15 protein-coding genes are annotated in these 22240 nt (G+C 63.7%); 6 read left to right on the top strand and 9 right to left on the bottom strand.

What is annotated here, in order from left to right:
• Nucleotides 1-109: 109 nt before the first annotated feature.
• The 5 genes from trpS to LB543_RS25940 all read right to left on the bottom strand — a co-directional run bounded on the left by trpS (nt 110) and on the right by LB543_RS25940 (nt 7767).
• Nucleotides 110-1177 carry a tryptophan--tRNA ligase gene (trpS, locus tag LB543_RS25920; RefSeq protein ID WP_224616181.1) on the bottom strand — a complete coding sequence of 356 codons (1068 nt, stop codon included), beginning with the start codon at nt 1175-1177 and terminating at the stop codon, nt 110-112.
• Nucleotides 1178-1351: 174 nt separating this feature from the next.
• Complete coding sequence (gene murJ, locus LB543_RS25925; RefSeq protein ID WP_224616182.1) at nt 1352-2959, bottom strand: murein biosynthesis integral membrane protein MurJ; 1608 nt, start codon at nt 2957-2959, stop codon at nt 1352-1354.
• Nucleotides 2960-3005: 46 nt separating this feature from the next.
• Nucleotides 3006-5807: a [protein-PII] uridylyltransferase gene (locus LB543_RS25930; protein WP_224616183.1), complete on the bottom strand. Its 2802-nt coding sequence runs from the start codon at nt 5805-5807 to the stop codon at nt 3006-3008.
• An 89-nt stretch (nt 5808-5896) separates the two neighbouring features.
• Nucleotides 5897-6700: a glycosyltransferase family 25 protein gene (locus LB543_RS25935; protein WP_224616184.1), complete on the bottom strand. Its 804-nt coding sequence runs from the start codon at nt 6698-6700 to the stop codon at nt 5897-5899.
• A 263-nt stretch (nt 6701-6963) separates the two neighbouring features.
• A complete protein-coding gene (locus LB543_RS25940) occupies nt 6964-7767 on the bottom strand; it encodes a glycosyltransferase family 25 protein (RefSeq protein ID WP_224616185.1) in 804 nt (267 codons plus the stop codon).
• 203 nt (nt 7768-7970) lie between these two features.
• On the opposite strand from LB543_RS25940, the gene LB543_RS25945 reads away from it, so the two are divergent.
• The 3 genes from LB543_RS25945 to LB543_RS25955 all read left to right on the top strand — a co-directional run bounded on the left by LB543_RS25945 (nt 7971) and on the right by LB543_RS25955 (nt 11850).
• Nucleotides 7971-10478, top strand: coding sequence for a heavy metal translocating P-type ATPase (locus LB543_RS25945; RefSeq protein WP_224616186.1), 2508 nt, complete (start codon nt 7971-7973; stop codon nt 10476-10478).
• A gap of 43 nt (nt 10479-10521) precedes the next feature.
• Entirely contained in the window at nt 10522-10914 is a 393-nt protein-coding gene (locus tag LB543_RS25950) for a DUF305 domain-containing protein (RefSeq protein ID WP_224616187.1), read from the top strand.
• 90 nt (nt 10915-11004) lie between these two features.
• On the top strand, nt 11005-11850 hold the full coding sequence (locus LB543_RS25955) for an aldo/keto reductase (RefSeq protein ID WP_224616188.1): 846 nt from the start codon (nt 11005-11007) through the stop codon (nt 11848-11850).
• A gap of 35 nt (nt 11851-11885) precedes the next feature.
• Here the strand turns inward: LB543_RS25955 and LB543_RS25960 are convergent, their stop codons facing one another.
• Both LB543_RS25960 and mutS read right to left on the bottom strand, forming a co-directional pair.
• Nucleotides 11886-12485 carry a hypothetical protein gene (locus LB543_RS25960; RefSeq protein WP_210243055.1) on the bottom strand — a complete coding sequence of 200 codons (600 nt, stop codon included), beginning with the start codon at nt 12483-12485 and terminating at the stop codon, nt 11886-11888.
• Between the two features lie 245 nt (nt 12486-12730).
• Nucleotides 12731-15496: a DNA mismatch repair protein MutS gene (mutS, locus tag LB543_RS25965; protein ID WP_224616189.1), complete on the bottom strand. Its 2766-nt coding sequence runs from the start codon at nt 15494-15496 to the stop codon at nt 12731-12733.
• 303 nt (nt 15497-15799) lie between these two features.
• Between mutS and LB543_RS25970 the strand changes: the two genes are divergently transcribed.
• Nucleotides 15800-18079: an NADP-dependent malic enzyme gene (locus tag LB543_RS25970; RefSeq protein ID WP_224616190.1), complete on the top strand. Its 2280-nt coding sequence runs from the start codon at nt 15800-15802 to the stop codon at nt 18077-18079.
• Nucleotides 18080-18103: 24 nt separating this feature from the next.
• Here LB543_RS25970 and LB543_RS25975 read toward each other — a convergent pair whose 3' ends face one another.
• Complete coding sequence (locus tag LB543_RS25975; protein ID WP_224616191.1) at nt 18104-19006, bottom strand: LysR substrate-binding domain-containing protein; 903 nt, start codon at nt 19004-19006, stop codon at nt 18104-18106.
• Between the two features lie 120 nt (nt 19007-19126).
• Between LB543_RS25975 and LB543_RS25980 the strand changes: the two genes are divergently transcribed.
• Together LB543_RS25980 and speB are read left to right on the top strand one after the other, a co-directional pair.
• The gene (locus LB543_RS25980) at nt 19127-20230 is read left to right on the top strand and encodes a polyamine ABC transporter substrate-binding protein (protein WP_224616192.1); all 1104 of its coding nucleotides are present in this window, start codon (nt 19127-19129) and stop codon (nt 20228-20230) included.
• Nucleotides 20231-20279: 49 nt separating this feature from the next.
• On the top strand, nt 20280-21239 hold the full coding sequence (gene speB / locus LB543_RS25985) for an agmatinase (protein ID WP_224616193.1): 960 nt from the start codon (nt 20280-20282) through the stop codon (nt 21237-21239).
• Nucleotides 21240-21252: 13 nt separating this feature from the next.
• Here the strand turns inward: speB and LB543_RS25990 are convergent, their stop codons facing one another.
• Complete coding sequence (locus LB543_RS25990; protein WP_224616194.1) at nt 21253-21951, bottom strand: antitoxin Xre/MbcA/ParS toxin-binding domain-containing protein; 699 nt, start codon at nt 21949-21951, stop codon at nt 21253-21255.
• Nucleotides 21952-22240: the final 289 nt, after the last annotated feature.

The raw sequence follows: 22240 nt of genomic DNA on the forward strand, positions 1-22240 counted from the left end.
GCCGCAATCTGCCACCATGGCAGGCCGGCGGCAAGCCGCCGGCCATAGGCCAGTATGTCTTGGCCAGTATGTCCTGGGCCGGTATGAGGCGGTGCGTTGACGATCAGGCTCAGCCCTGCAGCAGCCCGACAATGTCGCGCACCGTCTTCATTGTCGTCTCGGCAAGCACGCCGGCACGTTCGCCGCCGTCCCGGAGCACGGCGTCCACATAGGCGCGGTCGCCCTGGATGCGCCGCATCTCGTCTGCGATCGGCGCCAGTTTTTCCACCGCGAGATCGGCCAGCGCCGGCTTGAAGACGGAGAATTGCTGGCCGCCGAACTCCTTCAGCACGTCAGCCTTCGACATCTCGGCGAGGCCCGCATAGATGCCGACCAGGTTTTCCGCCTCGGGCCGGCTTTCCAGCCCGTCGACCTCGCTCGGCAAGGCCTCCGGGTCGGTCTTGGCCTTGCGGATCTTCTTCGAGATGGTGTCGGCATCGTCGGTCAGGTTGATGCGCGACAGGTCCGATGGGTCCGACTTCGACATCTTCTTCGACCCGTCGCGCAAGCTCATGATGCGCGCCGCCGGGCCGCCGATGACCGGTTCGGTGATCGGGAAGAAGCCGTTCACCGTCTCCTCGCCGACCTGCATCTCGACGCCGACGCCAAGACCGGCGATGCGGTCGGAGAAATCGTTGTTGAATTTCTGGGCGATGTCGCGGGTCAATTCCAGATGCTGCTTCTGGTCCTCGCCCACCGGCACGTGGGTGGCGCGGTAGAGCAGGATGTCGGCCGCCATCAGCGAGGGATAGGCGAGCAGGCCCAGCGAGGCATTCTCGCGGTCCTTGCCAGCCTTGTCCTTGAATTGCGTCATCTTGTTCATCCAGCCGATGCGCGCGACGCAGTTGAAGATCCAGGCGAGCTCCGCATGCTGCATCACCCGCGACTGGTTGAAGACGATGTGCTTCTTCGGATCGATGCCGGAGGCGAGGAACGCCGCAGTGATCGACCGCGTCTGGTCGGCAAGGTCGTCATAGACGAGCTGGGCGGTCAGCGAATGCAGGTCGACGACGCAATAGATGCAGTCGGACGTGTCCTGCAGGGCGACGAATTTCTTGATGGCGCCGAGATAGTTGCCGAGATGCAGATTGCCGGTCGGCTGGACACCGGAGAAGACGAGTGGCTTGAAGGCGGACATGGGGTTTCCTCATGGCTTGTGGAGGGCCGTATAAGCGTGATTCCGAAAAGTTGCAGACTTTTCGGAGCCAATCACGCGGCTGGAAACCGCGCGCGGCGAAAGTCTTGCGACGGCGCGCTTATGGACGAGAGTGGGGAGAGGATCAAGACCGGCCAGACGGGCTGGCCGGCCGATTTATTCGTCGAGGTCTGATTTTGCCACGGACCGACCGGATTCTGTTCTCCTGCGCCCGACATTGCGCCGGATCATGCCGAAATCGGCGCCGCCGGTGGCGAATGCGGTGACGAAATAGAGCGTCGCCCCACCTGCCACCAGCGCGAGCACCGTGGTCGCCTTGATGACCAGCGGCGAACCGGGTCCGAGCCTGGCGGCGAAATAATGTTCGGCGAAATAGAGGGCGACACCCATTACCGCCGCCGACAGCACCAGCCGTGGAATTCGCTTCAAGAGCGGCACGTCGCGGCCCCAATGGCCGCGCCGGATCAGTACGGCAAGCAGCATCAGCGCGTTGACCCAGCCGGCGACTGCCGAAGCCACGGCGATACCGGGTGCGCCCATCCTCGGGAACAGCGTCAGTGCGGTGCCGACATTCACCGCCACGGAGATTGCGGCGAAGATCATCGGCGTGCGCGTGTCCTCGCGCGCGAAATACCCTGGGGTGAAGGCCTTGATCAGCACGAAGGCCGGCAGGCCGAGACCGAAGATCGCCAGGATCGCCGCCACGACAGGCGTCGAATGGTTGGCGGCGAACGCACCGCGCTCATAGACCAGCCGTACGATCGGTTCCGACATGACCCAAAGTGCCGCCGCCGCCGGCAAGGTCATGAACAGGGTGAATTCGACGGAGCGGTTCTGCAGATTGGCGGCCTCGATCACATTGCCTGATTTCAGAGCCCGCGACAGTTCGGGCAACAGCACGATCGCCACCGCGACGCCGACGACGCCGAGCGGCAACTGGTAGACGCGGTCGGCATAGGCCAGCGAGGAGACGGCACTGTCCTGCGCGGAGGCAATGGCCGTTCCGATCAGCTGGTTGATCTGGGTGATGCCGCCGGTGATCGCCGCCGGCAGCGCCAGGATCAGGAGCCGCTTCACGTTCGGCGTCATCTTCGGCCGGCGGAATCCGATCGCGATGCCGGCATTGCGCACCGCCACCCAGACGATGGCGAGCTGCACGATGCCAGCCGCCAGCACGCCCCAGGACAGGGCGAAGCCGACAGCATGTGCATCCAGTCCATGGTACCAGGCGTAGCCAAGCACGCTGATCAGGATGATGTTGAGGAAAGCCGGCGCGATCGCGGCGGCGAAATAGCGGCGCAGCGAGTTCAGCATGCCCGCCATCATGGCTGCGAGCGACATGCAGATCAGGTAGGGGAACATGATCGTCGCGAGCCGGACGGTCGTCTCGAACTTGCCCGGCGTGTCGGCAAAGCCCGGCGCCACCAGGTAGCGCACGATCAGCGGCATCGCCAGTTCCATGGCGATGGTCAGCGCCAGCAGCGCGGTGAACAGGACCCCGAACACTTCTTCCGAGAATCGCTTGGCGCCGTCGGTGCCGTGCGTCTCGATCTCCTTGGCGAATAGCGGCACGAAGGCGGCGTTGAACGCGCCTTCGGCGAACAGCCGACGAAAGGTGTTGGGAAACTGGAATGCGGCGTTGAAGGCGTCGGCGACCGGTCCGGTGCCGAGTGCGGCTGCCATCAGCATCTCGCGGCCGAAACCGAGCGCACGGCTCATCAACGTGCCGGAGGCTACGGTAGCGAATTTCTTGACAAGACTCATGCGTTCGCAAACTGCCTGTGGGATTGGGAGAACGGGATGATGGCCGTCACTCGGCGGCTGCCTTGGCCCTGCCGCCGCGTTCGAGTGCTGCGCCTTCGAGCGTCGCTATCAACCGGTTGCGGATGGTGGCGATGCGGGCCGGGCTGTCGATCTTCTGGCCGGTAAGGTCGGTTACATAGAAGGTGTCGATGACCTTCTCGCCAAAAGTGGTGATATGCGCCGAGGCAATGTCGAGCGACAGGTCGGACAGCGTCCCGGTGATTTCCGACAGCAGGCCGGGGCGGTCAAGCCCCTCGACCTCGATCACCGAAAACCGGTTCGACAGCGCGTTGCGGATTTCGGCGCGCGGCGGGATCTTGAACACCTTGGATCCGCGCCTTGGCTTGGTGCGCTTCTCGATCATTTCCGGCAGCCAGCTCTTGCCCGACAGCACGTCCTCGATCAGCTTGCCGACGCGCTCGGCGCGCCGGCGCTCGTCCTCGTCGCGGTCGAACTCCCTCGAGATCAGGATCGTGTCCAGCGCCCGGCCGTCCGACGTGGTGAAGATCTGCGCGTCGACGATGTTGCCGCCGGCGCCGGCGCATGCCCCGGCAATGACCGAGAGAAGACGGGGATGGTCCTGCGCCAGCACGGTGATTTCGGTCACCCCCTCGAACTGGTGCGTCTTGACCATGGTTGCGAGCTTGTTGCCAGCCGCGTCCGTCTCGCGAATGAATTCGGCGTGGCGAAGTTGGTCCGGCAGGTCCACGGTCAGTAGGTAGTTTTCATAATGCAGCCTGACATAGCGCTTGCGCGCCTTGTCGGGCCAGTCGGCGAGCGCCTCCGCCAGTCGTTCGCGCGCTGCCGCCGTGCGTTGAGCGCGCGAGACCTCCGAAAAGCCGCCGGTCAGCAGCAACTCGGTCTCGTAGTACAGCGTACGCAGCAACTGGCCCTTCCAGCCATTCCACACGCCCGGTCCAACGCCCCTGATGTCGCAGACGGTCAGGATCAACAGCATCTTCAGCCGCTCGACCGACTGCACGATCGAGGCGAAGTCCTCGATCGTCTTGCGATCGTTGAGGTCGCGGGTCTGCGCCGTCATCGACATGACGAGGTGGTTCTCGACCAGCCAGGCGACGGTTTCCGTATCGGCCGGCGAAAGCCCCATATGCGGGCAGATCCGCCTTGCGATCCTGGCACCGGCCTCGGAATGGTCTTCAGGCCTGCCCTTGGCGATGTCGTGCAGCAGCACGGCGACATAGAGCGCCTCGCGGCTCTTCTTGAGGCCCGGCATCAGCGAATGCGACAGCGGATGCACCTTCTCGCCGTCGCCGCGCTCGATCTCGGCCAGCACGCCGATGCAGCGGATCAGGTGCTCGTCGATCGTGTAGTGGTGGTACATCGAGAACTGCATCATGGCGACGATCTTGCCGAAATCCGGGATCAGCCGGCCCAGCAGCCCCGCCTCGTTCATACGCCGCAGGTTGAGTTCGGCGTTGCGGTCCGAGGTCAATATGTCGAGAAACAGCCGGTTGGCTTCCTCGTCGCGTCTGAGCGACTTGTTGACCAGGCCGAGCGAACGGGTGAGCAGTTTCAGCGCATCGGGATGGAATTCCAGCCCGTGCTTGTCGGCGAACCAGAACAGCCTGAGAAGATTGACCGGGTCGCGCTCGAAGACGCCGTCGTCGGCGATGTTGATGCGATGGTTGTCGATGATGAAGTCGGAGGTGCCCGCAAGCTTGCGCTTGCGGCGCTGGAAGGTGAGGAAGATGCGGTTGAAGCCGGGAACGTGCTTGGCCTGCTCCTCCTCCAGCGCGGCGCAGAAGATGCGGGTCAGGTCGCCGACATCCTTGGCGACGAGGAAATAGTGCTTCATGAAACGTTCGACCGCCGACAGGCCGGGATGGGTCGTATAGCCGAGCCGTTCGGCGATCTCGCGCTGGATGTCGAAATGCAGCCGCTCCTCGGCCTTCCCCGTGAGGAAATGCATGTGGCAGCGCACCGCCCACAGGAAATCCTCGGCCTTCTGGAACTCACGATACTCGGCCTCGGTGAAGACGCCTTTCTCGACCAGTTCCTCGCCGGTGCGCACGCGGTAAAAATACTTGCCGATCCAGAACAGAGTCTGCAGGTCGCGCAAGCCGCCCTTGCCGTCCTTGACGTTGGGCTCGACCAGATAGCGGCTTTCGCCGGCCTTGGCATGACGCTCGTCGCGTTCGGCGAGCTTGGCCTGCACATATTCCGGTCCGGTCGTGCGCACCACCTCATGGTCGAAGCGCGGCATCAACTCGTCATAGAGCTTGCGTTCGCCCCACAGGAAACGGGCTTCCAGGATCGAGGTGCGGATGGTGATGTCGGTGCGCGACAGCCTGAGGCACTCATCGATGTTGCGGGTGGCATGGCCGACCTTCAGCCCCATGTCCCACAGCATGTAGAGCATGTACTCGACCGTTTGTTCGCCCCACGGCGTCTGCTTGTAGGGCAGCAGGAACAGCAGGTCGATGTCGGATCCCGGCGCCAGCGTACCGCGGCCATAGCCGCCGACGGCAACGACCGCCATGCGTTCGGCCGAGGACCGGTTCTTCACCCGGTAGACATGCGTGGCGGCAAAATCGTAGAGCGCGCGGATCAGCTCGTCCATCAGGTGCGACAGCCGTTCGGCGCAAGCATTGCCGCCGCCATCTTGCCTCAGCATCGCCTCGGCTGTCTTGCGGCCCTCGGCCAGGCGCCCCTTGAGAAGCTGAAGAACGGCAGCACGGATGGCCTGGCTGGAACCATCGCCGGCACTGGCCGCGGTCTGTGCGGTCATCTCGCGGCGCAAAGCGTCGCCGTCGATCAGTTCATCGAGCTTCAGAGAGATTTTTGCCATAGATACCGGTTGGCCTTGCCTTTTGGGCGGCGTCTATAGCGTGTTTTCGCGGCGCTGGGTATGGGCCTGCTGTCGATCCCGCAAACGCTCTACTCGTTTGCCTCGACTGGAGCGAGCGGGACGACAATCTGCCGCCGCAGCCTGCAGAGATCGGTGATCTGCCGCGTTGCCCGCCTGGCCTCCCTACGGATCCGTGCGAGAGCCGGCATCCTCTGTCCGTTGGCGAGCCCGCTTGCGACCCGCTCGGCCTCCCGGCCTTGTTCAAGCAGGCTCGGCAACCGGTCGTCCACGAACCGGTCCTGCGCACAGAGCGCCGGGACAAGCTGGTAGATCGTCTTGCCGGTCGACGTCGCGAACGCAGGATCGAAGATGAGATTGTCCACCGCCACATTGACATCGGAGGTCGCCTCGAGAAGAGCGTGAGCCGCTTGCCTAGACAGCAGGTAGCCACCGGCTCCGATATGGTTCTTGCGAAGCCTGAACACCGAAAAACCGTGGCCGACGGCAACCTTCTCCCGCTGGATCACCGTCGTGTGGAAGAACGTCTCGAGCTTGACGACATCGGCGCCGGTCGGAACCCAGTCCGTATTGGCCAGCAGCGCACCGGCTTTCGCGGAAAACACCATGTCGTCCTCGAAGACGGCGCCATAGGGCGCGTCGTCTTGCGCGATGATGGTCCAGCAGGCGCGATGACTGTGCAGGCAAGCGATCTCGCTGCCGGACAGACGCCGCACCGCATACAATGCATGCTGGCGCTGCAACACGAAGTCTGGACGGTCCCTTGCATCGATTGCGGCAACCCGCTCGAATCCAAGGCCAATGCGCGCAAACTCCGCAGTCGTATGGGCAAGCCGGTCGGGAGATCGATCGAGGTTGATAACCAGGCGCTTCATTCTTCACTAACTTGTTTTTTCTTGTGGTGGCGGCGCTCTATAGCACATGCGGAGCCTGCGTCTTCTGATTTTTTAGGAAGGACTTTGCTTTGTGGCCAAATGAAAGGGACAATACGGCTGTTTAGCCATTCAACTGGCCTGAATCACTGTCGATGTTTGGGGAAGGGGTGGTTTTCAATTTCTATCCCCCGCTCGTCGCAAGGGAGGGTCGAAACAACACTGAGGTCTATACTTATGTTGGCGGTCCTGCCGGCCAGGCAAGCTTAGTCGGTTGCGCCGGTCGAATCGAAGGGGACGACGATGTGTCGCCGATATCTGCAGAAATCGGCGATCCACCGCGCGGTTCGTCCGCCTTCCTTCATGATTCTTTCGGCGACGGGCCTTCTGCGTTTTGCGACAAGAGCATTCGCGGTTCCCTCGGCGTCCCGCTCTTGGCCGAGCAGGCTAGGCAATCGGTCGCCGACGAACTGATCCTGCACGCACAGCGCAGGGACGAGCTGGTAGATCGTCTTGCTGGATGAGGTCGCGAATGCTGGGGTGAAAATTAGATCGTCGGCGGTGATATTGATCTTTTCGGTCGCCTCGAGGAGATCGCGCGCGGTCTGTCTGGAGATGATGTAGCCCCCGGTCCCCGGATGGTTCTTGTAGAGCCTGAACGCGGAAAAGCCATGTCCAGCGGCGGTCCTTCGCCGGTGGATGAGGGTTCTCTTGAAGTACGTCTCCAACTTGACAATGTCGGCATCGGTCGGAATCCAGCCGTTGTCGGCAAGCAACGGACCGGCATTTGCTGAAAAAATCACGTCGTCCTCGAAGATGGCGCCGTAGCTGGCATCGTCCTGCGCCAGGATCGCCCAGCAGAGGCGGTGGCTGTGCAGGCAGGCGATCTCGCTGCCCAGCAAACGCCGGGGGGCATACATCGGATGTTGCGGTTGCTGCCCGAGTTCGGGGTGGCTGCGCGCATCGACCGCCGCAACACGTTGGAACGCGGCGCCGATCCGGGCGAACTCTGCACTTATGTGAGCAAGTCGGTCCGGGGACCGATCGAGATTGATGACCAGGCACTTCATAGTCGACCGAAATCTAGCGAGATGAACGGGATGCGGCGAATAATATTAGCAAGAAAAGTTTTAGCACGAGATGTGCCTTTGTGCAGGGGGTGTTCGATCGATTTCACGGCCCCCGAAATCGGAAAATCAAAACGGCCCTTGACCTTCCAGTTACTGGAAGCATTACCTCGGGTTCGAAGCAATGACATCAAGGCATTTTCGGAATGACGCATTCAGATCACGATCACCACGCACATGGCTCGCATGGCGGCTGTTGCGCGCCGAAAGGCGCCGCCGCGAATACGGTCCTGCGCGACCCGGTCTGCGGCATGATCGTGGATCCGGCCGCCGGCAAGCCGACATCAGAGCATGGCGGCCGCCTCTATCACTTCTGCAGCGAGGGCTGCCGCTCGAAGTTCCAGTCCGAGCCTGAGAACTACCTCACGGCCGCCGACCCTGTCTGCGGCATGAGCGTCGACCGCTCGACGGCGAAACATTTCGTCCGCCATGAAGGCCAAGGCTTCTATTTCTGTTCCGCCGGCTGCAAGGCGAAGTTCGAGGCGGCGCCGCAAACCTATCTCGGCGACAGGCCGGCGCCGGCGCCGATGCCCAAGGGCACGCAATACACCTGCCCGATGCATCCGCAGATCATCCGCGACAAGCCCGGCTCCTGCCCGATCTGCGGCATGGCGCTCGAGCCTATGGGCGTGCCGACGGGCGATGAAGGGCCAAATCCCGAACTGGTCGATTTCACCAGGCGGCTCTGGGTGAGCGCGCTGCTGTCGGCCCCGCTGCTGATCATCGCCATGGCGCCGATGGTCGGCCTGTCGCTGGAGGGCCTGGTCGAGGATCGCGCAAAGGTCTGGATCGAACTGGCCCTGGCGAGCCCCGTGGTGCTCTGGGCCGCCTTCCCGTTTTTCCATCGCGGCTGGGACTCGATCCTCAACCGCAGCCCCAACATGTGGACGCTGATTTCGCTGGGTGTCGCCGCCGCCTATTTCTACAGCGTCGTCGCCACGCTCTTCCCGGACATCTTTCCGCATGAGTTTCGCGGCCATGGTGGTGCGGTGCCGGTCTATTTCGAGGCCGCCGCCGTCATCGTCGCGCTTGTCTTCCTCGGCCAGGTGCTGGAACTGCGCGCCCGCGAAAAGACCGGATCGGCGATCCGCGCTTTGCTTGACCTCGCGCCGAAGACCGCGCGGCGGATCGCCGAGGACGGTGTCGAGACCGATGTGGCACTGGACGAGGTGAAGACCGGCGAGCGCCTGCGCATCCGGCCCGGCGATGCGGTCCCGGTCGACGGGACGGTGCTCGAAGGCCGCTCCTCCATCGACGAATCGATGATCACGGGCGAACCCTTGCCGGTCGAGAAGGCCGAAGGCGATGCGTTGACCGGCGGCACGCTCAACAAGAACGGCTCGCTGATCATGCGCGCCGAACGGATCGGCGCCGAGACCACGCTGTCGCGCATCGTCGAACTTGTCGCCAAGGCACAGCGCTCGCGCGCGCCGATCCAGGGCTTGGCCGACCGCGTTTCCTTCTACTTTGTCCCGGCCGTCGTCCTGGTCGCCATCGTCGCGTTCATCGCCTGGGCGGTCTTCGGCCCCGAGCCCAGCCTGATCTTCGCCATCGTCTCGGCGGTTTCGGTGCTGATCATCGCCTGTCCCTGTGCGCTGGGTCTCGCCACGCCGATGTCGATCATGACCGCCACCGGGCGCGGCGCGCATGCCGGCGTGCTGATCAAGGAAGCCGCCGCGCTCGAACGCTTCGCCTCCGTCGACACCTTGATCGTCGACAAGACCGGCACGCTGACCGAAGGCCGGCCGAAACTGACCGATGTCGTCGCGGCTACTGGCTTTTCCGAGGACGAATTGCTGGTGTACGCCGCGACCCTGGAAAAAGGCTCGGAGCATCCGCTGGCCGAGGCCATCGTCGAGGGGGCGGACCAGCGCGGCGTGAAGATCGCTGAGGCCGGCAGCTTCGAGGCGGTTACCGGCAAGGGCGTTTCCGGCACGGTGTCGGGCAAGAAGGTCGCGCTCGGCAATGCCGCGATGATGGCCGATCTCGCCATCGACGTTTCCGCAATCCAAGCCAGCGTGGAAGCATTGCAGGGCGATGGCAAGACGGCGATGTTCGTCGGCGTCGACGGCAAGCTGGCCGGCATCGTCGCCGTCGCCGATCCGGTCAAGGCGACCACGGCCGAGGCGATCAAGGCGCTACATGACAGCGGGCTGAGGATCGTCATGGCGACCGGCGACAATGAGCGCACCGCCAAGGCGATCGCTGGACGTCTCGGCATCGACGAGGTTCGGGCAGGTCTGTTGCCGGAACAGAAGGCAGCGCTCGTCGACGAATTGCGCGGCAGGGGTGCTGGCGTCGCCATGGCCGGCGACGGCGTCAACGACGCGCCGGCGCTTGCCGCCGCCGATGTCGGCATCGCCATGGGAACGGGCGCCGATGTCGCGGTCGAAAGCGCCGGCATCACCTTGGTCAAGGGCGACCTTAACGGCATCGTCCGCGCCCGCACCCTGGCCCAGGCGACTATCGGCAACATCCGGCAGAACCTGTTCTTCGCCTTCCTCTACAATGTGCTCGGCGTGCCGGTCGCCGCCGGCGTGCTCTATCCGCTCACCGGCACGCTTCTGTCGCCGATGCTGGCGGCCGCGGCGATGAGTCTGTCCTCCGTCTCGGTGATCGCAAACGCTTTGCGGCTCAGAACGTTGAAACTCTGAGATCAGCCCCCAGATACGAAACCCAACCAACAGGAGACCATGAATGACCTTGGCTAAGAAACTCGTGCTGCTGCTGATGGCCGCCGGAATGCTGCTTGCCGTCTTCCTCGAAAGCGTGCCGGCGCGGAGCGAGGAGATGAAGCACGACATGGGCGCCATGGCCATGGGAGCGGAAAGCCCTTCGACGGCGGGCTACAAGGCGGCGATGGACAAGATGCATACCGACATGATGGCCTCGCAATATACCGGCAACGCCGATGTCGATTTTGTCCGCGGCATGATTCCGCATCATCAGGGCGCGATCGACATGGCCAAGGTCGAACTGGCCAACGGCAAGGATCCCGAAATCCGCAAGCTCGCCGAAGGCGTCATCGCCGCGCAGGAAGCCGAAATCAAGCAGATGCAGGACTGGCTCGCCGCCTATCCGGTGAAGTAAGCTTCGCGGCAGCACTAAGCAGGTCCGGCGAGAACTTCTTCCGGGTTCACGTCGAGGCTCGATGCGATCGGGTACCCACGGAGCCATGCCATGGAATCGAGCGTCAGAACCACCACGCTGCCCTGCGGCGAGGCCATACCCGTCCTCGGCCAGGGCACGTGGAAGATGGGCGAGGATTCGCGCCGCCGCGCCGATGAGGTCAGGGCGCTGAAGCTCGGCCTCGACCTCGGCGTCACGCTGATCGACACCGCCGAAATGTATGCCGATGGCGGTGCCGAGGTCGTGGTAGCGGAAGCCATCGCCGGGCGTCGTGACGAAACCTTCCTGGTCTCGAAGGTCCTGCCCTCCAACGCCTCGCGCGCCGGCGTGCGCCGCGCCTGCGAAAACAGCCTGAAGCGCCTGCGCACCGACCGCATCGACCTCTATCTCCTGCATTGGCCGGGCAGCGTGCCGTTGACCGAGACGGTCGAGGCGTTCGAAGCGCTGAAGCAAGCCGGCAAGATCCGGCATTGGGGCGTCAGCAATTTCGACACCGACGAGATGCAGGAATTGGCGCTCCTGTCCGACGGCGACAAGGTACAGACCAACCAGGTGCTCTACAATCTGGTCCGCCGCGGCCCGGAATTTGATCTCACGCCCTGGATGAGGAAACGCGGCATCCCGCTGATGGCCTATTCGCCGGTGGAGCAAGGCGCGCTGGCGCGCAATGCCAGGCTTGACGCCGTCGCCGCCCGCCACGGTGCGACAGCGGCGCAAATCGCCTTGGCCTGGGTGATGCTGCATGACGGCGACATCGCCATTCCCAAGGCCGGCAGCCAGGAGCACGTCCGCCAGAATTTTGCCGCGCTGGACATAAAGCTTACCCCGCAGGACGTCGCCGATCTCGACCGTGGGTTCCCGCAACCGACGCGCAAGCGCGGACTGGAGATGATTTAGCTAGGAAGCAATCCCTGCAGAGCCGACCACTGCCATCATCGATGCGGCCAAATGCTAAAAGCCGGAGCGGAGATATCATCGTTGTCGATGATGATATCGGCAACCTGCTGAGGCCGTGCCTCGGTCAGGTAGAGCTGTTCAGACAGGCGATAGCGTTCCAACATCTCGCCATCGCGTGCCGTTGCACGAAGCTCCGATATTTGAGGATCTACATCCAACCACACCCCAACATCCCAAAGATCGCGCAATTCGGGACGCAATGCGAATACGCCGTCAATGACGAGAATGGCTTGGTCCGGCACCGGTATAAGTTCAGCTGAATGGTCTATCTGCGTTATCGGATCAATCGAGCACAGCATGGTCTGTCCTGCTCGGAAGCCGCCGACCAAATCTGAGCGAATGCGTTCAATATCGAACGCGTTGCGATAGTAGCCTTCACCGCTCGCTCGATCGTAAAGGTAACGATCTCGCCAGGGTTTCTTGAAGTCATCCAGGCTCGCCCGAAACACACCTGTCACGGTCGCGCTCAGAGTGTGGGCGAGCTCATCGGCAAATGTTGTCTTGCCGGAGGCGGTACGACCGTCAATGGCTACAACAACCGGACCCTCAACATATGAAGTAACGACATCTGCCAAGCGAGTCGTCAAACCGGCCCGCACCTCGGAGACATGTGCCTGTCGAGGTGCAATCCACGTTGACGATCCTCGTATCCATTTGGTTGTCATCAGCGGTCATTGGTGCCGGCAACAGTTGCGTGCATCGAACCTAGATGGGAAGAACCGTCATGGAAACCCGCATCAAGATTGCCGCACCACTCGAAGATGTGGATACCGAACGCCTGCACCTCCGGGGGAGATTGGCGGTATCGCCGCCGCCTCTCCTATTTCCCCGCCAGCCCCTTCAGCCGGTAAAGCGCCTCCAGCGCTTCCTTCGGCGTCATCTCGTCGGGGTTGATGTCGCCCAGTGCTGCGCCCAGCGCGTCGCTCTTCACCGGCCTTGGCGCTTCCCGCTTCAGCGCCACCGAAAACAGCGGCAGGTCGTCGACCAGCCGGTTGGTCTTGCCGGAGACCTCTCCTTCCTCCAACTGGTGCAGCACCGCCTTGGCGCGGTCGACCACCGCTTCCGGCAGACCGGCGAGCCGCGCCACCTGCACGCCGTAGGAGCGGTCGGCGGCGCCCTTGCCGACCTCGTGCAGGAAGACGACGTCGCCTTCCCATTCCTTGACCCGCATGGTGACGTTGGAAAGCCGCGCCAGCTTGCCGGCAAGCGACGTCATTTCGTGGAAATGGGTAGCGAAGATCGCCCGGCAGCGGTTCTTCTCGTGCAGATATTCGACCGCCGCCCAGGCGATCGACAGGCCGTCGAAGGTTGCGGTGCCGCGGCCGATCTCGTCGAGGATCACCAGCGCCCGTTCGCCGGCCTGGTTGAGGATCGCCGCCGTCTCGACCATCTCGACCATGAAGGTCGAGCGGCCGCGCGCCAGATCGTCCGAGGCGCCGACGCGCGAGAATAGCCGGTCGACGACGCCGATATGGGCAGACGCCGCCGGCACGAAGGAGCCGGTCTGGGCCAGGATCGCGATCAGCGCGTTTTGCCGCAGGAACGTCGACTTACCACCCATGTTCGGGCCGGTCAGCAGCCAGATCGCGCCGTTCTTGGCATTCCCCTCGGGTGAGAGGTCGCAATCATTGGCGACGAACGGGCCTTCGCCCGAACGGCGCAGCGCCTGTTCGACCACTGGATGCCGGCCACCCGAAATCTCGAAGGCCAGGCTGGAATCCACCACCGGCCGGCACCAGGCTTCGCTCTCCGACAAAAGCGCGAGTGCTGCCGACACGTCGAGCACGGCGAGCGCATCGGCGCCGGCGCGGATCGCTTCGGCCTCGCCGACCGCCTCCGCTGTCAGCGCATCGAAGGCGGCCAGCTCGATGCTCAGCGCACGGTCGGCGGCATTGGCGATCTTGGTCTCGAGTTCGGCGAGTTCCGTCGTGGTGAAGCGCATGGCATTGGCCATGGTCTGGCGGTGGATGAAGCGCGCCTTGGCGCCATCGCTCCCGGTCATGATGGCATGATGGTTGGCCGTCACTTCGATATAGTAACCGAGCACGTTGTTGTGCCGGATCTTCAGCGAACGGATGCCGGTCTCCTCGATCAGCGAGCGCTCCAGCCCGGCGATCACTTTGCGCGACTCGTCGCGCAGCGCCCGCATCTCGTCGAGTTCGGCATGGTAACCGCCGCGAACGAAACCGCCGTCACGTTTGAGCAGCGGCAGTTCCTCGCCGAGCGCCTGGGTGAGATGCTGGGCAAGTGCCCTGGGCAGCGTCTGGATGGCGGCCATTGCGCCGGCCAGTTCCTGGGGCAAGGCGACCGCGGCAAAGGTTTCGGCAATGGCGCCGGCCGCCTCGAAGCCGGCGCGCAGCGCGCCGAGGTCGCGTGGGCCGCCGCGGTTGAGCGCCAGCCTGGACAGCGCACGCGGCATGTCGGCGACGCTCTTCAGGCTCATCCGTACTGCCTGGCAAAGCCGCACTTCGGAACGGAAGAACGAGACTGAGTCCAAGCGCGCGGCGATGGCCGCCGGATCGGTCAGCGGCGCCATCAACCGGTCGGCGAGCAGCCTTGCGCCACCGCCGGTTACCGTGCGGTCGATCTCCTTGAACAGCGAACCCTCGCGGCTGCCGGACAGCGTGCGCAACAGTTCGAGATTGCCGCGCGTCGCCGGATCGATGAACAGGGTCGAGCCCTGCTCCTCGCGCTCCGGCCGCGACAATGGCGGACGCTCGGCTTTCTGCGTCTTCTCGACATAGGCGATGGCGCCCGAGATCGCCGACAGTTCGGCCCGCGAAAACGTGCCGAAACTGTCCGGTGTCGCCACCTCGAAGAAGCGCGCGATCCGTCCCGTGGCCGAGGCCGAATCGAACAGGCTCGGCGGCTGTGGGCTGGCGACACGGCCGAGCACGTCGAACACCGGCTTCAGCTCGGGATCATGGAACACCGGCTCGGCGACGATCAGCTCGCGCGGATCGACGCGGAAGATGTCGGCCAGCAGCCGATCGGCGGTGGTCTCGGCGACCCGGAAGGCGCCGGTCGAGATGTCGATCCAGGCAATTGCAAAGCTTCCTTGGTTCCCTGTCGCGCTGCCGCGCTCCCCGCTTCTTGGCTCCGCCCCGCCCTTCACCCTGCCCAACGCCATCAGGAAACTCGATTCCGACGGCGCCAGCAATTTGTCCTCGGTGATGGTGCCCGGCGTCACCAACCGCACCACGTCGCGGCGCACCACCGATTTGGAGCCGCGCTTCTTGGCTTCGGCCGGATCCTCGATCTGCTCGCAGACGGCGACGCGGAATCCCTGGCCGATCAGCTTCTGCAGATAGTCGTCGGCCGCATGCACGGGCACGCCGCACATCGGAATGTCGTGGCCCTGATGCTTGCCGCGCTTGGTGAGCACGATGCCGAGCGCCCGGCTCGCCTTCTCGGCATCGTCGAAGAACAGCTCGTAGAAATCGCCCATGCGGTAGAACAGCAGCGAATCCGGGTTAGCCGCCTTGATCTCGATGAACTGCTCCATCATCGGCGTGACGGCAGCGCCGGGCTGTGGCGGCGTCATCGCCTCGGGGGCGTCGGGCTCGTTCGGGCTGTGCATGTTCATGGCGCGGCACGCTAGCAGATGTGATGGCGGGGTTTAATGCCGGGCCATCGAAAAGCAGGGGAAGACCGCGAGCCATCGTCCGTGGGACGGCTATTCAGGTGCATTGCCCGATGCCGTGATCGCGCATGCGCATGAAATCACGGCATCCAGGGTGGCGCGGAACGGCCCTGACCGGACGTGTCCGCTTTGAAGCAGCTTTGCAGAGCTTCGTGGTTTACACGCGGCGGCCCGTGGTCTTAATTCGCAAGCACACAGGCACCCGCCTCAAGGAGGTGTCGCACCGGCGAGGAAATCAAAAGCATCATGGCCAGGAAAACCGAGAACAACGGTCCATCCGTCAGCGCGCAGGAAGCGCTCGAATTCCACGCCATGGGCCGGCCCGGCAAGCTGGAGATCGTCGCCACCAAACCGATGATGACGCAGCGGGATCTGAGCCTCGCTTATTCGCCTGGTGTCGCCGTGCCGGTGCGCGCCATCGCCGAGGATCCATCCAGGGCCTTCGACTACACGACGCGCGGCAACATGGTCGCCGTCATCTCCAACGGCACCGCCATTCTTGGCCTCGGCAACCTCGGCGCGCTGGCCTCCAAGCCGGTGATGGAAGGCAAGGCGGTGCTGTTCAAGCGCTTCGCCGATGTCGATTCCATCGACCTCGAGGTCGACACCGAGGATGCCGACGAGTTCATCAACTGCGTGCGCTTCCTCGGTCCCTCCTTCGGCGGCATCAACCTGGAAGACATCAAGGCGCCGGAATGCTTCATCATCGAGCAGCGTCTGCGCGAACTGATGGACATCCCGGTCTTCCATGACGATCAGCACGGCACCGCCATCATCTCGGCCGCCGGCCTGATCAATGCGCTGGAGGTAACCGGCCGCGACATGAAGACCACGAGGCTGGTCTGCAATGGCGCGGGTGCCGCCGGCATCGCCTGCATCGAACTGATGAAGGCGATGGGTTTTTCGCCCGAGAACATCACCCTGTGCGACACCAAGGGCGTCGTCTTCCAGGGCCGCACCGAAGGCATGAACCAGTGGAAATCGGCGCATGCGGTCAAGACCGAGGCGCGTTCCCTGGCCGAGGCGCTCGACGGCGCCGATGTCTTCCTCGGCCTTTCCGCCAAGGGGGCGCTGACCACCGCCATGGTGCGGTCGATGGCCAAGAACCCGATCATCTTCGCCATGGCCAATCCCGATCCCGAGATCACGCCCGAGGAAGTGGCCGAGATCCGCACCGACGCCATAATGGCCACCGGGCGTTCGGATTACGCCAATCAGGTCAACAACGTGCTCGGCTTCCCCTATATCTTCCGCGGCGCGCTGGATGTCAGGGCCACCACCATCAACGACGATATGAAGATCGCCGCCGCGCGTGCGCTGGCCGAGCTGGCGCGCCAGGACGTGCCCGACGACGTCGCCGCCGCCTATCAGGGCAACCGGCCGAAATTCGGCCCCAACTACATCATCCCGGTGCCGTTCGATCCGCGCCTGATCTCGGCCATTCCGATTGCCGTGGCCAAGGCGGCAATGGATTCGGGCGTCGCCCGCAAGCCGATCCTCGATCTCGACCGCTACGCGCAGGAGCTTTCCGCCCGCCGCGACCCGATCGCCTCGACCCTGCAGCGCATCTACGACCGCGTGCGCCGCCAGCCCAAGCGCATCGTCTTCGCCGAGGGCGAGGAAGAGCAGGTGATGCGCGCCGCCGTCTCCTATGTGAACCAGCGGCTCGGCACCGCCATCCTGCTCGGCCGCGACGACGTCATCAAGGAGAACGCCAGGCACGCCGGCATCGACCTGAACAAACAGGGCATCGAGATCATCAATGCGCGCCTGTCGCGCCGCAATTCGATCTACACCGACTATCTCTACGAACGCATGCAGCGCAAAGGCTTCCTGTTCCGCGACTGCCAGCGCCTGATCAACAACGACCGCAATCATTTCGCCGCCTGCATGGTGGCGCTGGGCGACGCCGACGGCATCGTCACCGGCGTCACCCGCAACTATTCCACCGCGCTCGACGACATCAGGCGCGTGATTGACGCCAAGCCCGGCCATCGCGTCATTGGCGCCTCGATCGTGCTGGCGCGCGGCCGCACGGTGATCGTCGCCGACACCGCCGTGCACGACATGCCCAACGCCGAGCAGATCGCCGACATCGCCGAGGAAGCGGCCGGCTTCGCCCGCCGCATGGGCTATGAGCCGAGGCTCGCCATGCTCGCTTATTCCACCTTCGGCCATCCGCAGGGCGAGCGTTCCGAGCGCATCCAGGAAGCCGTGCGCATCCTCGACAAGCGCCGCGTCGATTTCGAATATGACGGCGAGATGGCCGCCGACGTGGCACTCAACCCCCGCGCCATGGCGCAATACCCGTTCATCCGCCTGACCGGCCCGGCCAACGTGCTGATCATGCCGGCTTTCCACTCGGCCTCGATCTCGACCAAGATGCTACAGGAATTGGGTGGCTCGACGGTGATCGGCCCGCTGCTGGTCGGCTTGAACAAGCCGGTGCAGATCGTATCGCTGAACGCCAAGGACTCAGACATCGTGAATATGGCGGCGATCGCGGCTTATACGGCGGGGACTTGAGGAGCGTCCCGCGTAGCGGACGCCTCACGGCAGCCGCATCACCTGCTTGTGCTTGGCAATCTCCGACAGCAGCCAATCCCGGAACAGCCTGACGCTGGTTGAATTGCCCGGTTTCTGCTGCAGGCAGTAGCTCTGTGGAATCGTGTGCCGGATCGTGAATGGCGCGACCAGTTGGCCGCTGGCCAGCAGGTCCTCGACCATGATGTTGTCGGCCAGTGCCACACCGCCCCCATTGACGGCCTCACGGACGGCAAGCGTCGGGTCGTGGAAGATCGGGCCGGGCTTCGCGTCCAATCCGGCGAGCCCCTCCTTCTCGAACCATTCCTGCCACCACACCGTGGTGTTTTCGTGCAGCAGCCGGCAGCCTGCGAGATCGGCCGGTTTTCTCGGCGCGTTCCTTTTGTCGAGCAGGGCAGGCGAACAGACCGGAAAGATGAACAGCGCGACAAGCGGAATGACCGAGGGATCGCCGGTGTCGACGGTAAACAGCACCCGCAGGTCGGCGCGCGGGTTACCGCCCCGGTTCTCGTCGTCATGGATCGAGATGTCGAGTTCGCAGTCGGGATGCCGGTCGCGAAATCGCGGCAAGCGATCGGCAAGCCAGAGGTTCATGAAGGTGGCGTTGATCGACAGCGAAGCCCGCTTGGCCTTGCGGCTTATAGCCTGTTCGCCGGTTTCCTCGGTCGCATTCTCGATCTCACGAAAAGCCGCCGACAGCCGGCGGGCGTAGTGTGTCGCCTTCGGCGTCAGCGCCACTTGCCGGAAGCCGCGTTCGAACAGGTCGATGCCCAGCGCCTGTTCCAGCAAACGGATGTGGCGGCTTACCGCCGAAGGGGTGAGCCGCAGTTCGTCCGCCGCTTCCTTGAAGCTGCGCAGCCGTGCCGCCGCTTCGAAAGCCCTGATGGCATTCAGTGAGGGGAGCTTCATGGGTCGATGAGACAGCATCAGGTGAATTTTTGTCAACTGACTCGGGCCGAAAAGCCGTTTGTCTGAAAAAGCCGCGTCCGTCAGTTTGTGGCCATAGCCCTCTGCTGGAAAGCCGCCCACATGCGCCGCCTCGCCCTGCTTGCCACTTCGATGCTTTGCGTCTCCGCCTCCTCGTTTTGCGGCGCAGCCGCCGCCGAGGAAAAGACCGTCAACATCTTCTTCTGGTACGACTATGTACCGGCCGACACGATCGCGGAATTCGAAAAACAGACCGGCATCAAGGTGGTCTACGACACCTTCGATTCCGTCGACATGCTGACGACCAAGGCCCTGACCGGGGGCTCAGGCTATGACATCATCATGCCGGGCGCGGCGCTGGTCGGACAATATGCCAAGGCCGGCGCCATTCAGAAACTCGACAACGCCAAAATTCCGAATGCAGATGGCCTGAACCCTGACATCATGGCATTCCTCGCCAGGCAGGATCCAGGCAATGTCTACGCGATCCCCTACGCCTATGGCACCACGGGCATCATGTATAATCCGGCCAAGATCGCTGAACGGATGAAGGATGCGCCGGTTGACAGCCTCGACATGATCTTCAAGCCGCAGATCGCGGCCAAATTCCAGGATTGCGGCATCGCCATGGTCGATTCGCCGGAAGGCGTGATGTCGGTAGCCCTAAACTATCTCGGCTTCGATCCGTTCTCCACCAACGAGACCGAACTGCGCAAAGCGAGCGCCTTGCTGGCCGCCATCAAGCCTTATATCAGGCATTTCAAATCGGGTTCGATCATGAGCGAACTGGCAGCGGGTGACCTCTGCCTGGCGCTCGGCTGGAGCGGCGATGCAATCGGCGCCAACGCCAGGGCTGCGGACTCCAAGAACGGCGTCGAAGTGCGCTATTCCGTACCCAGGGAAGGCACCGAGATATTCTTCGACGTGACGACCGTCCCGGTCGATGCGCCGCATCCCGAAAATGCGCATGCCCTGATGAATTTCCTGTTGGGACCGCAAGTCAGCGCCCGCTTCACCAACGCGACACTTTACCCCAATGCCGTGCAGGCAGCGACGCCTTTGGTCGATGAAACCGTGCGCGACAATCCAAACATCTACTTCTCGAAAGATATCCTGAAGCGGCTGTTCGCCGCCCAGCCGCGCAACCCGAAATCGCTGCGTCTGGTCACCCGCCTCTGGACGAGCTTCGTCACCGGCACTGACTGAGCCGTACCTGCCAAAACCTCTCATTCCTCGAAAAATGGACCTCGGCAAAATGTTGCAGCCCCTTCCTCGTGCGCGCGAAACCGACGATGCCGTCTTCGGCAAGCATATCCATGGCGGTTCGCATGAGCCGGTCTACAGCGGCGTGCTCTCCTTCATGCGCCGGCGGCTGAGCCGCGATCTCGCGGGCGTCGACGTCGCCATCTGGGGCATCCCGTTTGACGCGGCCGTCTCCAATCGCCCGGGCGCCCGTTTCGGACCGCAAGGCGTGCGGCGTGCTTCCGCCATCCTCGAGGGCGATCCGCAATATCCCTTCCAGGCCGATCCGTTCGAATGGCTGGCGGTCGTCGACTATGGCGATTGCGGGCTCGACTTCGGCAGGCATGACGACACGCCGCAACAGATCGAGGCGCAAGCGAGCGAGGTCGTTGATGCCGGCGTGACGCTGCTCTCCATCGGCGGCGACCATTATGTGACCTGGCCGCTGCTTCGGGCCCACGCGAAAAAATACGGCCCGATGGCGCTGGTCCAGTTCGACGCCCATCAGGACACCTGGTTCGACGAGGAGAGACGCATCGACCATGGTTCGTTTGTTGCCCGGGCCGTTCGCGAAGGCATCGTCAGGCCGGACCGATCCATCCAGGTCGGCATCCGCACGCATGCGCCCGAAACCTGCGGTCTGGAGATCCTTTACGGAGAAGATGTCGCCGAGCTTGGCGTCGCGGGCGTCGTCGAACGGATCAAGGCTCGTGTCGGCGATGCCAGGACCTATCTGACCTTCGATATCGATTGCCTCGATCCGGCCTATGCGCCAGGCACGGGCACGCCGGTCGCTGGCGGCCTATCCTCTCGCGAGGCGCTGATGATCCTGCGCCGGCTCGGTTCGCTCGATATTGTTGGCGCCGATGTTGTCGAGGTGGCGCCCGCCTATGACCACGCCGATGTCACGTCGCTTGCCGGAGCGGCGGTGCTGCAGCACTATCTCGGCCTGCTCGCAGAACGAAAGGGCTGACAGCGCGTCGACTTCACCCCGGCGCGAACACCCGCGCCGCCTCGACCACCTCTTCCGCCCGGTCCTGCCGCAGCAGGTCGATTGGAATGCGGCCGTCGAGCTGTGCCGCTGGGCGGGTCAGCCATAGCCAGGTCAGTCTCGGGTTGCCGATCAGCTCCAGCACGTCGCTTATGCCCGCCACCGGCCTGCCGTCGACGAACTGCGCCAGCGGGAAGACGTGCTTGCGGCCGCCCTTGCGCAGCGCGATGACGTCGCCGCGTCTCTGCCAGCGGTGCAAGGTGGAGCGGGCGATGCGCAGGTTTTCTTCCAGATAGGTCGAGCCGGCGACGCGGCCGGCCCAGTCCTCGATCAGCATCGATTCGAGGTCGTCGGACGGGGGAAACGCGGGGAGTGTTTCGGCCTCAGCCGACAGCGTTGTCGTCCCGGTTGTGCCGGCTTCGCTGCGGCGCGCGGCTTCGGCCGCGAGCGCACGCACGAATTTCGAGGCAAGGCCGGGAAGGTCGGCATGGATGGCGTCGATGGCGCGCTGGTGCTTGGGCGACAGCAAGGTGACGGCGGACGCTATGCTGCCGGCGATCTTGCCGACCGAGACCTTTGTCGGACCGTTGATGGCCTCGTCATAGTGGGCAAGCGCACGCTCGACCTCTTCCGCCACCATGTCGGCGAAATCGTCCTGCGTGATGCCGGTCGTCTTAGTCTGAAATCTGGTCATGCATCTGTCTTCTTGGTCGCGCTCTCCTCCCTCAGCCGCGGCCGGTTGTTGAACGGTTACGGCGGAAAGTGGAAAGCGCGACGGCAACGGATGCAGCGACCCGACAGGTTGCTGTCCTGCATTGCTCCACACCCCGATGAGCCTGCCGAAATGTCAGTCACGGCACGCTCGCATGTAGGAGCGGTATGTGACAACTGCGCGACGGTGGGCGACAGGGCTGCGAACTCGGGTTAACGCGCTTTGGGGATTGCGGCTGATCTGATTCCATGGGGGTCCCATGATTCGGAGC

It is taken from the genome of Mesorhizobium sp. ESP7-2, from assembly GCF_020164715.1.
Classification (GTDB): domain Bacteria; phylum Pseudomonadota; class Alphaproteobacteria; order Rhizobiales; family Rhizobiaceae; genus Mesorhizobium.